This window comes from Cupriavidus sp. MEYA8, assembly GCF_059278825.1.
Genome location: NZ_CM181221.1, coordinates 579,858 through 592,544, shown reverse-complemented (window position 1 = coordinate 592,544; position 12,687 = coordinate 579,858). Strand labels below are relative to the sequence as shown.

At 68.1% G+C, this 12,687-nt stretch carries 8 protein-coding genes; 7 read left to right on the top strand and 1 reads right to left on the bottom strand.

What is annotated here, in order from left to right; translation table 11 throughout:
* Positions 1-2: 2 nt before the first annotated feature.
* Genes AC5WJ1_RS02735 through AC5WJ1_RS02725 form a run of 3 tightly spaced genes read left to right on the top strand, consistent with a single transcriptional unit; the run spans position 3 to position 7,983 of the window.
* Complete coding sequence (locus tag AC5WJ1_RS02735; RefSeq protein ID WP_195431752.1) at positions 3-3,125, top strand: MdtB/MuxB family multidrug efflux RND transporter permease subunit; 3,123 nt, start codon at positions 3-5, stop codon at positions 3,123-3,125.
* Between the two features lie 2 nt (positions 3,126-3,127).
* Positions 3,128-6,424 carry an efflux RND transporter permease subunit gene (locus AC5WJ1_RS02730; RefSeq protein ID WP_494476363.1) on the top strand — a complete coding sequence of 1,099 codons (3,297 nt, stop codon included), beginning with the start codon at positions 3,128-3,130 and terminating at the stop codon, positions 6,422-6,424.
* Positions 6,425-6,441: 17 nt separating this feature from the next.
* On the top strand, positions 6,442-7,983 hold the full coding sequence (locus AC5WJ1_RS02725) for an efflux transporter outer membrane subunit (RefSeq protein WP_240745924.1): 1,542 nt from the start codon (positions 6,442-6,444) through the stop codon (positions 7,981-7,983).
* On the opposite strand, the gene AC5WJ1_RS02720 is transcribed toward AC5WJ1_RS02725, so the two are convergent.
* Positions 7,980-8,882, bottom strand: a complete 903-nt coding sequence (locus AC5WJ1_RS02720; protein ID WP_133093829.1) for a LysR family transcriptional regulator — start codon at positions 8,880-8,882, stop codon at positions 7,980-7,982. The genes AC5WJ1_RS02725 and AC5WJ1_RS02720 overlap by 4 nt on opposite strands.
* Before the next feature lie 113 nt (positions 8,883-8,995).
* Here AC5WJ1_RS02720 and AC5WJ1_RS02715 point away from each other — a divergent pair, with 113 nt between their 5' ends.
* From AC5WJ1_RS02715 to AC5WJ1_RS02700, 4 genes are all read left to right on the top strand, one after another.
* Entirely contained in the window at positions 8,996-9,451 is a 456-nt protein-coding gene (locus AC5WJ1_RS02715; RefSeq protein WP_195431756.1) for a PACE efflux transporter, read from the top strand.
* A gap of 137 nt (positions 9,452-9,588) precedes the next feature.
* Positions 9,589-10,842, top strand: a complete 1,254-nt coding sequence (locus AC5WJ1_RS02710; protein ID WP_195431758.1) for a flavin-dependent oxidoreductase — start codon at positions 9,589-9,591, stop codon at positions 10,840-10,842.
* A 52-nt stretch (positions 10,843-10,894) separates the two neighbouring features.
* Positions 10,895-12,064: an ABC transporter substrate-binding protein gene (locus AC5WJ1_RS02705; RefSeq protein WP_133093826.1), complete on the top strand. Its 1,170-nt coding sequence runs from the start codon at positions 10,895-10,897 to the stop codon at positions 12,062-12,064.
* Entirely contained in the window at positions 12,061-12,663 is a 603-nt protein-coding gene (locus tag AC5WJ1_RS02700) for a MarR family winged helix-turn-helix transcriptional regulator (RefSeq protein WP_195431760.1), read from the top strand. Before AC5WJ1_RS02705 ends, AC5WJ1_RS02700 begins: the two co-directional genes overlap by 4 nt.
* Positions 12,664-12,687: the final 24 nt, after the last annotated feature.

Here is a 12,687-nt window from a genome sequence, read left to right as displayed (position 1 = left end):
GCATGAACCCATCACGCCTCTTCATCCAGCGCCCGGTCGCTACGGCGCTGCTGATGCTGGCCATCCTGCTCTCCGGGCTGGTGGCCTACCGGCTGCTGCCGCTGTCGGCGCTGCCGGAGGTCGACTACCCGACGATCCAGGTCACCACGCTCTACCCCGGCGCCAGCCCCGACGTGATGACTTCGTCGGTGACCGCGCCGCTGGAGCGGCAGTTCGGCCAGATGCCCGGCCTGAAGCAGATGTCGTCGTCCTCGTCGGGCGGCGCCTCGGTGATCACGCTGCAGTTCGAGCTGACGCTGCCGCTGGACGTGGCCGAGCAGGAAGTGCAGGCCGCCATCAATGCCGGCAGCAACCTGCTGCCGTCCGACCTGCCGATGCCGCCGGTCTACAGCAAGGTCAACCCGGCCGACGCGCCGATCATGACCATCGCCATGACGTCCGACACCATGCCGCTGCCCAAGCTGCAGGACATGGTGGATACGCGCGTGGCGCAGAAGATCTCGCAGATCCAGGGCGTGGGCCTGGTCACCATCAGCGGCGGGCAGCGCCCCGCGGTGCGCATCCAGGCCAACCCGGCCGCGCTGGCATCGCTCGGCATGTCGATCGACGACCTGCGCACCGCGATCGGCTCGGCCAACGTCAACGGCGCCAAGGGCAGCTTCGACGGCCCGCAGCGCGCGTCGACCATCGACGCCAACGACCAGCTGCGGTCCGCCGACGAATACCGCCAGATCATCCTCGGCTACAAGAACGGCGCGCCGATCCGCATCACCGACGTCGCCGAGATCGTCGACGGCCCCGAGAACAGCCGCCTGGCCGCGTGGGCCAACGACAAGCCCGCGATCGTGCTGAACATCCAGCGCCAGCCCGGCGCGAACGTGATCGAGGTGGTCGACCGCATCAAGGCACTGCTGCCGCAGCTGCAGAACGCGCTGCCGGCGTCGGTGCACGTGCAGCTGCTGACCGACCGCACCACCACCATCCGCGCCTCGGTCGAGGACGTGCAGTTCGAGCTGCTGCTGGCGATCGCGCTGGTGGTGCTGGTGATCTTCCTGTTCCTACGCAATATCCCCGCCACCATCATCCCGGGCGTGGCGGTGCCGCTGTCGCTGGTGGGCACGTTCGGCGTGATGTACCTGGCCGGGTTCTCGATCAACAACCTGACGCTGATGGCGCTGACCATTGCCACCGGCTTCGTGGTCGACGATGCGATCGTGATGATCGAGAACATCATGCGCTACATCGAGAAAGGCGATTCGCCGATGCAGGCGGCGCTCAAGGGCTCGAAGCAGATTGGCTTCACCATCATCTCGCTGACCTTCTCGCTGGTGGCGGTGCTGATCCCGCTGCTGTTCATGGGCGACGTGGTCGGCCGGCTGTTCCGCGAGTTCGCGATCACGCTGGCGGTATCGATCCTGATCTCGGCGGTGGTGTCGCTGACGCTCACGCCGATGATGTGCGCGCGGCTGCTGCACCATGTGCCGGAAGAGAGGCTGTCGCGCTTCCACCGCGCCACCGGCCGCTTCTTCGACAACGTGATCGAGCGCTACGGGCGCGCGCTGGACTGGGTGCTCGATCGCCAGAAGGCAACGCTGGTCGTGGCCGTGGCCACGCTGGCGCTGACCGTGCTGCTGTACCTGCTGGTGCCCAAGGGCTTCTTCCCGGTGCAGGACACCGGCGTGATCCAGGGCATCACCGAGGCCGCGCAGACCACCTCCTTCGGCGCCATGGCGCGCAAGCAGGAAGCGGTGGCCAAGGTGGTGATGCAGGACCCGGCGGTGGCGAGCCTGTCGTCGTTCATCGGCGTGGATGGCAGCAACACCACGCTCAACGCCGGGCGCATGCTGATCAACCTCAAGCCCAAGGGCGAGCGCGACCCCATCGACGTGGTCACGCAGCGCCTGCAGCATGCGGTGCAGAGCCTCGGCGGCGTCTCGCTGTTCACGCAGCCGGTGCAGGACCTGACCATCGAGGACAAGGTCTCGCGCACGCAGTACCAGTTCACGGTGGAAGATCCCGATCCCGAGACGCTGGCCGCGTGGGTGCCGAAGCTGGTGGAGCGCCTGCGCCAGGAGCCGGAGCTGCGCGACGTCACCAGCGACCAGCAGAACAACGGCCTGCGCGCCTATGTCGATATCGACCGCGACGCCGCGGCGCGCTTCGGCATCACCACCGCGGTGATCGACAGCGCGCTGTACAGCGCCTTCGGCCAGCGGCTGGTGTCGACCATCTTCACGCAGTCGAGCCAGTACCGCGTGGTGCTGGAGACCATGCCGGAGTTCCGCAAAAGCCCGCAATCGCTGGCCGAGCTGCGCCTGCCCTCCTCTTCCGGCGGACAGGTGCCGCTGGGCGCGTTCGCGCGCATCACCGAGCGCACCGGGCCTCTGGTGATCAACCACCAGGGGCAATTCCCCGCGGCGACGATCTCGTTCAACCTGGCGCATGGCGAATCGCTCGGCGCCGCGGTCGACAAGATCACCAGGGTGGAGCAGGAGCTGGGCCTGCCGATCTCGATGCAGACCAGCTTCCAGGGCGCGGCGCTGGCGTTCCGCGCGTCGCTGTCGAACACGCTGTGGCTGATCCTGGCCGCGGTGGTGACGATGTATATCGTGCTGGGCGTGCTGTATGAAAGCACCATCCACCCGGTCACGATCCTGTCGACGTTACCGTCCGCAGGCGTGGGCGCGTTGCTGGCGTTGCTGGTGGCGGGGATGGACCTGGGCATCATCGCCATCATCGGCATCATCCTGCTGATCGGCATCGTCAAGAAGAACGCGATCATGATGATCGACTTCGCGCTCGAGGCCGAGCGCGAAGGCGGCATGACGCCGCGCGACGCGATCTTCCAGGCCTGCCTGCTGCGTTTCCGCCCGATCCTTATGACCACCATGGCGGCGCTGCTGGCGGCGCTGCCGCTGATGCTGGGCTCCGGCATCGGCAGCGAGCTGCGCCAGCCGCTGGGCGTGACCATGGTGGGCGGCCTGCTGGTCAGCCAGGTGCTGACGCTGTTCACCACGCCGGTGATCTACCTGGCCTTCGACCGCGTGGCGACGCGCGTGAAGGGCTGGCGCAAGCGCCGCTTCGGTGATCCGGAGGAAGGCGGCACAGGCGAGGAGCCGGTCTGAAAATGAATCTTTCGGCTGCCTTTATCCATCGCCCGGTCGCGACCGCGCTGCTCACGCTCGGCATCCTGCTGGCCGGGCTCGCGGCACTGCGGCTGCTGCCGGTGTCGCCGCTGCCGCAGGTGGACTTCCCGACCATCTCGGTATCGGCGTCGCTCCCTGGCGCCAGCCCGGAAACGATGGCCGCCACCGTGGCGACGCCGCTGGAGCGCGCGCTCGGTACCATCGCCGGCGTGACCGAAATCACCTCCAGCAGCTCGCTCGGCTCGACCCGCGTGACGCTGCAGTTCGACCTGTCGCGCAATATCGACGGCGCCGCGCGCGACGTCCAGGCCGCGATCAACGCTTCGCGCGCGACGCTGCCGACCAGCCTGCCCAACAACCCGACCTACCGCAAGGTCAACCCCGCCGACGCGCCGATCATGATCATCGCGCTGACCTCGCCGACGATGACGCGCGGACAGCTCTACGATGCGGCCTCCACCGTCCTGGCGCAGAAGCTGTCGCAGGTGGAAGGCGTGGGGCAGGTCACCATTGGCGGCGCCTCCTTGCCGGCGGTGCGGGTCGAACTGAACCCGACCGCGCTGAACAACTACGGCATCTCGCTGGAGGACGTGCGCAACACCATCAGCGCGACCAACGCCAACCGGCCGCTCGGCACGCTGGAAAACGCCAGCAACAACTGGCAGGTCTACGCCAACGACCAGATGATGAAGGCGGAAGACTACATGCCGCTGATCATCCGCTACGCTACGCCGGGCACCTACTCGTCGGCGTCGGCGGGCGCGCTGATCGCCAGCACCGCCAATGCGACCGCCAGCGGCGGCGTCAGCACCAAGGTGGTCAACGGCGTCACCGTGACCACGCTGACCACCAGCAGCGGCACCACAACCATCACCAGCGGCGCCACCGGGGGCGCCAGTGCCACCAGCGGGCCGAATTCGTTCGCGGTGCCGGTGCGGCTGCGCGACGTGGCCAACGTGGTCGATTCGGTGCAGGACATCCGCAACGCGGGCTCGGCCAACGGCAAGCCGTCGGTGCTGCTGGTGCTGAACCGCTCGCCCGGCGCCAATATCATCGAGACCGTCGACCGCGTGCGCGAGATGCTGCCGAACCTGCAGAAGATGATCCCGGCGGCGATCTCGATGGACGTGATGATGGACCGCACCCCCACCATCCGCGCCTCGCTGCGCGAGGTCGAGCACACGCTGATGATCTCGGTGGCGCTGGTGATCATGGTGGTGTTCATCTTCCTGCGCAACGTGCGCGCGACGCTGATCCCCAGCGTGGCGGTGCCGGTCTCGCTGATCGGCACCTTCACGGTGATGTACCTGGCCGGGTTCTCGCTGAACAACCTGTCGCTGATGGCGCTGACCATTGCCACCGGCTTCGTGGTCGACGATGCCATCGTGGTGCTGGAGAACATTTCGCGCCATATCGAGGAGGGCATGAAGCCGCTGGCCGCCGCGCTGCGTGGCGCGCGCGAGGTCGGCTTCACGGTGCTGTCGATGAGCCTGTCGCTGATCGCGGTGTTCATTCCGCTGCTGATGATGGGCGGCATCGTCGGGCGCCTGTTCCAGGAGTTCGCGATCACGCTGTCGGTGGCGATCCTGGTGTCGCTGGTGGTGTCGCTGACCACCACGCCGATGATGTGCGCGCGCATGCTGCGGCCGGCGGAACCGGAGCAGCAGGGACGCTTCTTCCGCGCCACCGAGCGCATGTTCCGGTGGCTGCACGATGGCTATGCGCGTTCGCTGTCGACCGCGCTGCGCTTCAGCCCGCTGGTGTGGCTGGTGCTGATCACCACCATCGCGCTCAACGTGTACCTGTACGTGATCGTGCCCAAGGGCTTCTTCCCGCAGCAGGATACGGGCCGGCTGATCGGCTTTATCCGCGCCGACCAGGCCACCTCGTTCCAGGCCATGCGCGGCAAGCTCGACAGCTTTATCAGGATCGTGCAGTCGGATCCGGCAGTGGAAAACGTGACCGGCTTTACCGGCGGCTCGCAGCGCAACACCGGCCAGATGTTCGTCACGCTCAAGCCGCTGGCGGAGCGCAAGGAGTCCGCCGACGCCATCATCGCGCGGCTGCGCGGCAAGCTGGCCAAGGAGCCCGGTGCGAGCCTGTTCCTGCAGCCGGTGCAGGACATCCGCATCGGCGGGCGGCAGAGCAGCTCGCAGTACCAGTTCACGCTGCAGTCCGACGACCTCGAAGTGCTGCGCACGTGGGAGCCCAAGGTGCGCGCGGCGCTGTCCAACCTGAAGGGGCTGGAGGACATCGACACCGACACCAACGACAAGGGGCTGCAGACCTCGGTGATCATCAACCGCGATACGGCGTCGCGCCTGGGCGTGACCGCGCAGCAGGTGGATGCGGTGCTGAACAACGCCTTCGGCCAGCGGCTGGTGTCGACCATCTACCATCCGCTCAACCAGTACCGCGTGGTGATGGAGCTGAGCCCCGAGTACCTGCAGGGCCCGAACGCGCTCAAGGACATCTACGTCGTCACCGGCAACGGCAACCGCGTGCCGCTGTCTGCCTTCGCGAGCGTGATCCCGACCAGCACGCCGCTGGGCGTGAACCACCAGGGGCAGTTCGCGGCATCGACGATCTCGTTCAACCTGGCGGAGGGGACCTCGCTGTCGCAGGCGACCGATGCGATCAACCGCGAGATGGCGCGCATCGGCGTGCCGGAAACGCTGCGCGCCAACTTCCAGGGCGGCGCCAAGGCGTTCCAGGACTCGCTCAAGAGCCAGCCGATCCTGATCCTGGCGGCGCTGATCACCATCTACATCGTGCTGGGCGTGCTGTATGAAAGCTATGTCCACCCGCTCACCATCCTGTCGACGCTGCCGTCGGCGGGCGTGGGCGCGCTGCTGGCGCTGATGGCGTCGAGGACGGACTTCAGCATCATCGCGCTGATCGGCGTGATCCTGCTGATCGGCATCGTAAAGAAGAACGCGATCATGATGATCGACTTCGCCATCGACGCCGAGCGCCGCGACGGGCTGTCGCCGCGCGAAGCCATCTACCGCGCCTGCCTGCTGCGTTTCCGCCCGATCCTGATGACGACCATGGCCGCGCTGCTGGGCGCGGTGCCGCTGGCGATCGGCCGCGGCGACGGCGCCGAGCTGCGCGCGCCGCTGGGCATCTCGATTGTCGGCGGCCTGGTGGTGAGCCAGCTGCTGACGCTGTACACCACGCCAGTGGTCTACCTGACGCTGGACCGCTGGCGCCTGAAGGTCAAGGCCTGGCGCCAGCGCCGCCGCGGCGGCACGCCTGACCAGCCGGCCGCCGTCTGAATTTACAGAGATTCCACATGACTGTGTTTCACCCTGTGTTTAGCGCTGTGTTTAGCCGATTGCTGACCCATGCCCTGCCGCTGCCGCTGGCGTGCGCGTTGCTGCTGGCCGGCTGCGCGGTGGGTCCCGACTACAAGCGTCCCGATGCGCCGGTGCCGGAAGCTTTCAAGGAAGCCGCCGGTACCAATGCCGATGCCGATACCACAGCCGATGCCAATGCCTGGCGCGGCGACTGGAAAACCGCCGAGCCGCAGGATGCCATCACGCGTGCCGACTGGTGGACGGTCTTCGGCGATCCGCAGCTCGACACGCTGATGCCGCAAGTGCAGATCTCCAACCAGAACATCAAGGCGGCCGAGGCGCAGTACCGCCAGGCCGTGGCCGCGCTGCAGGCGGCGCGTGCCGGCTTCTTCCCGGTCGTCGATGCGCAGGCCGGTGCGTCGCGCGCGCGCGGCGCCAGCGGCAATACGCTCAACGGGCAGAGCCTGACGCTGGGCGCGACCTGGGAGATCGACGTGTGGGGCCGCGTGCGCCGCCAGGTGGAAAGCAGCGAAGCCAGCGTGCAGGCAAGCCAGGCCGACCTGGCATCGACGCTGCTGTCGACGCAGGCGACACTGGCGCAGAGCTATTTCCTGCTGCGCGTGGCCGATGCGCAGAAGGCGCTGCTCGACCGCACCGTGGCCGATTACCAGAAGTCGCTGCAGCTGGTGCAGAACCAGTACGCCGCCGGCACCGCGCAACGCTCAGACGTGCTGCAGTCGGAGACCCAGCTCAAGAGCGCGCAGGCGCAGCAGATCGACATCCAGATCACGCGCGCGCAGCTGGAGCACGCCATTGCCGTGCTGGTCGGCAAGCCGCCCGCGGCGCTGTCGCTGGCCGCGGACGATTTCCGCCAGGCCCCGCCGCGCGTGCCGGGCGCGGTGCCATCGGAACTGCTGGAGCGCCGGCCCGACATCGGCGCTGCCGAGCGCCGCATGGCGTCCGCCAATGCGCAGATCGGCGTGGCGCAGGCCGCCTACTACCCGACGCTGTCGCTGTCGGCCAGCGGCGGCCTGACCGCCAGCACGCTGGCGCGCTGGATGTCGCTGCCGGACCGCATCTGGTCGATCGGCGGCGGGCTGGCGGGCACGCTGTTCGACGGCGGCCTGCGCAGCGCGGCCAAGGCGCAGGCCGTGGCCGCCTACGACCAGACCGTCGCCAATTATCGCCAGACCGTGCTGTCCGCGTTCCAGGAAGTCGAAGACAACCTTGCCGCGCAGCGGCTGCTGGAGCAGGAGGCGGTGGTGCAGAACGACGCGCTGCGCTCCGCGCGCGAGGCGCTGGTGCTGGTCAACAACCGCTACCGCGCCGGCACCGCGGGCCTGCTCGACGTGCTGACCGCGCAGACCGCCGCCTACACCGCCGAGCGCACCGCGCTGTCGATTGCCGGGCGCCAGTACACGGCGGCCGTGGTGCTGATCAAGGCGCTGGGCGGCAACTGGCATCAGCAGGCGCTGGAAGGCGCCACCGGCAGCAGGCCCGCCGGCGCCGCACCCGCCACCACAGTCGGCCAGCGCTAGGCGCCGCGCTGCGGCGCATTCGGCAACGGCTGCGCGCAGATGCGCTCGCGCAGCCAGGTGGCGGCCTTGCCCAGCGGCCGCTGCTTGTGCCACACCAGTTCCATTGCCACCGGCCAGTCCTGCTGCTGGAACGCCAGCGGCGGCGACACCAGCTGCGCCGCGGCCGGCGAGTTGGCCACCACGTGCCACGGCACGAACGCCCAGCCGAGCCCGCGCTTGACCAGCTCGACGATGACCCACTGGCTCTCCACCCACCACACATCCGCCGCCACGCGCAGGCGCATCTTCTCTTCGCTGTCGGTACGCGTGGCGACCATCAGCTGGCGGTAGCGCTTCAGCTCTTCCCAGTCCACGCGCTGCGACGCCAGCGGATGGTCGGGCGCGCACAGGATCTGCATCGGCATCCAGCCCAGCGCATGGAAGCCCAGTTCGGGCGGCAACACTTCCTGCCGCCACATGATGCCGAGATCGGCGCCGCCCTCGAGCACCAGCCGGCTCACGTCTTCCATCAAGGGGAACAGCACTTCCAGCTCGACCGCCGGGAAACGGCCGGAGAACGCTTCGAGCAGCTGGCCCAGCGTTTCCTCCGGGTAGAGCTCGTCGACGGCGAGCACCAGCCGCGTCTCCACGCCCTCGCCCAGGCTCTTGGCCACGCCGCGGAAGTGCTCGCAGCGTTCCAGGATCACGCGCGCTTCCGCCAGCAGCCGCTCGCCGGCCGGGGTCAGCACGGGATAGCGGCCGGCGCGGTCGAACAGCGCGTTGCCGACATCGATCTCCAGGTTCGACACGGCGGCGCTCACCACTGACTGGGCCTTGCCGAGCCGGCGCGCGGCGGCGGAAAAAGAACCCGCCTCGGCGGCAGCGACGAAAGCCTGGAGTTGCTCCAGTGAGAGACTCATACGGCGCCCTTCTGCGACATCTATCGGTTCTGACGATAGTATCCAACTTGGCAATCCCTGCAAAGCAGATAGACTTGGCCCGGTCTGAATTATTGCCTCGCAGGAGGAAAATCATGCGCACTACCCGCGACCGGATCCGCCACGCCGTTGGCTTCGAGGTTGTCGGCCTGCTGATCTTCGCGCCGCTGGCCAGCTGGGCCTTCGGCTACGAGCTGCACCAGATGGGCCTGATCGGCGCGGTCGCGTCGCTGATCGCGACCGGCTGGAACTACCTGTACAACCTGCTGTTCGACAAGGCCATGCTGCGTTGGACCGGCCAGCTGCGCAAGTCGGTCGTGGTGCGGGTGCTGCACGCCATCCTGTTCGAGGTGGGCCTGCTGGTGGTGTTCCTGCCGGCGCTGGCGTGGTACCTGAATATCAGCCTGCTCGATGCGCTGATCATGGATATCGCCGTGGCCGTCTTCTACATGGTCTACGCGCTGGTGTACAACTGGCTGTACGACATCGTGTTCCCGGTGCCGTCGCTGCAGCACGCCGCCGCGAGGCCTGACGGCGCGGCGGCCGGCTGAGGCCGGGTTTTTCCTGACCCCGGAGCAGGCACTCCGGGGTGTTTCCCCGCCTTGCCGTGCGGACGCGAATTGTTATACTCAATAACAAAATTCGACGGACCGGGTGCGCATCTGCGCGCCGCAAGCGGGGAGACAACATGAAGATCGCAATCGCCGGCGGCGGCATCGGCGGGCTGACGCTGGCGCTGCTGTGCCACCGCCACGGCATCGACGCCGAAGTCTGGGAAGCCAGCGAATCGCTGCGCCCGCTGGGCGTGGGCATCAACCTGCTGCCGCACGCGGTACGCATCCTGTCCGAGCTCGGCCTGCGCGACGCGCTGGCCGAGCTTGCGATCGAGACCTCGTCGCTCTCCTACTACAACAAACTGGGCCAGCGCATCTGGCACGAACCGCGCGGGCTGGCGGCGGGCTACGACTGGCCGCAGTTCTCGATCCATCGCGGCGAGTTCCAGATGCTGCTGCATCGCACCGTGGTCGAGCGACTGGGTGCCGATGCGGTCCACACCGGGCATGCGTTCGAGACCGTGCTCGATACCGGCGCGCGCGGGCCGGCGCGTTTCGTGCTGCGCCGCCGCGGCGATGGCGCCGAGGTGGAAGCCAGCGCCGACGTGCTGGTCGGCGCCGATGGCATCCACTCCGCGGTGCGCCACCACTTCTACGCCACCGGCGATGCACCGCGCTTCTCGCGCCGCATGCTGTGGCGCGCGGTCACGGAGGCGCCCGCCTACCTCGACGGACGCTCGATGTTCATGGCCGGCCACCAGGACCAGAAGTTCGTCGCCTATCCCATCTCCGAGCCGCTGCGCCGGCAGGGTCGCTCGCTGGTCAACTGGATCGCAGAGTTGCGCGTGCCCGACAGCGTGCCTGACACGCCGCCGCGCAGCGACTGGAACAAGCAGGTGGACAAGTCGGTGTTCCGCGCGCAGTTTGCCGGCTGGCAGTGGGACTGGATCGACATTCCCGCGCTGATCGATGGTGCGGCGGCGATCTACGAATTCCCGATGGTCGACAAGGACCCGCTGCCGCGCTGGACCTTCGACCGCGTCACGCTGCTCGGCGATGCCGCACACCCGATGTACCCGATCGGCTCGAACGGCAGCGCGCAGGCGATCCTGGATGCGCGCTACCTCGTCGACAGCCTGCTGGGCACGCAAGATACGCCTTACGCGCTGCGCGAATACGAGGCCGAGCGCCTGCCGCGCACCGCGGGCATCGTGCTGCGCAACCGCATGAACGGGCCGGAGCAGGTGATGCAGCTGGCGGAGGAACGCGCGCCGCAGGGGTTCAACGATATCGGGCAGGTGATCCCACGCGCCGAGCTGGAGGCGATTTCGCTGCGGTACAAGCAGCTGGCGGGGTTCGACCGGCAGTCGATGCAGGGCGGGCGATAGCGTCGCGGTCCGCCAGGCCACAACCAAAAATAAACCATCAAGAGGAGACAACATGGCGCCCCTGAACCTCACCCCGATCACCCGGCTCACCCGCCTCACCCACCTGACGCTGGCCGCCGCCCTCGCTTTCGCCGCCAACGCCGCACTGGCCGACATTACCGTCGGCGTCAGCCTGTCGACGACGGGGCCGTCCGCTTCGCTCGGCATCCCGCAGAAGAACTCGATGCCGTACCTGCCGCAGAAGATCGGCGGCGAGGCCGTCCGCTACATCGTGCTGGACGATGCCTCCGATCCCACCCAGGGCGCCAAGGTCGCGCGCCGCTTCGTCTCCGAAGACAAGGTCGACATCATCCTCGGCTCATCCGCGGTCGCCCCGTCGATCGCCATTGCCGAGGTCGCCGAGGAAAGCCAGACCGTCCAGCTTGCCTTCTCGCCGATCGAGCTCAAGCCCGGCCGGGGCGCCTGGACCTTCCGGCTGGCGCAGCCGGTGCGGCTGATGGCCAACGCCGTCGCCGCCACCGCCAAGACCAGAGGCGTCAAGACCATCGGCTTTATCGGCTTTGCCGACGCCTATGGCGAGACCTGGCTGAAGGATTTCACCGCCGCCGCCACCGCCAACGGCCTGCGCCTGATCGCCACCGAACGCTATGGCCGCGCCGATACCAGCGTGACCGCGCAGGCCATCAAGCTGATCGCCGCCAAGCCCGACGCCATCCTGATCGCCGGCGCCGGCACCGGTGCGGCGCTGCCGCATACCACGCTGCGCGAGCGCGGCTACGGCGGCGCCATCTACCAGACCCACGGCGCCGCCACCAAGGACCTGATCCGCATCGGCGGACGCCTGGTCAATGGCGCGATCCTGCCGGCGGGCCCGGTGATCGTGCCGGAGCAGCTGCCAGCCGGCGACCCGGTGCGCAAGCCGGGACTCGACTACGTCACCCGCTACGAGAAGCAATATGGCGCCGAATCGCGCACGCAGTTCGGCGCGCATGCCTACGATGCCGGACTGGTGCTGGAGCGGATCGTGCCGGTGGCGCTGAAAAGCGCCAAACCGGGAACGCCGGCCTTCCGCCAGGCGCTGCGCCAGGCGCTGGAGAGCGAAAAGGACATCGTGGTGTCGCACGGCGTGCTCAATTACAGTGGGCAAGACCACTATGGCTTTGACCAGCGCGGCCGCGTTATGCTGACAATCGACAACGGCAACTGGAAACTACTGCAATGATCCCTAACGCATCCAGTGCATCCAGTGCATCCGGTGCACCCGACGCACCCGCCGCGGCAGGCAAGACTGGCAGCTCGCACACCGCCAGCGCGCGGCGCAAGCCGCGCGAGCCGCTTGCGCCGGATCCGGCGGTGGCCGACGCCGGCTTCGATCCGCATGTGCCCAATATCGACTATGGCGTGCTCGACAGCCTGATCGGCTACGCCATCCGCCGCGCGCAGATCCGCATCTACGAGGATTTCGTGCTGTCGCTGTCGCAATGGCAGATCACCCCGCCGCGCTTCTCGGCACTGGTGATCATCTCGCGCAATCCGCACCTGAAGCTGACCGAGCTGGCGCGCATCCTGGGCATCGCGCGGTCGGGCGCGGTGCTGCTGGTCGATGCGCTGGAAGAGATGAACCTGGTCGCGCGCCGCCCGGCGGCGGGCGACCGGCGCGCCTACAGCCTGGTGCTGACGCCGTCGGGCCGCAAGACGCTGGACGCTGCCACCCGCGCGGTGGTCGAGCATGACGCGCATGTGGGCAGCGCGCTGTCCGACAGCGACCAGGCCACGCTGAAATCGCTGCTGTCCCGGCTGGCGCCGCCGCGCGCGGGCTGAGCGCCACGCTGCTGTCATCCGGCA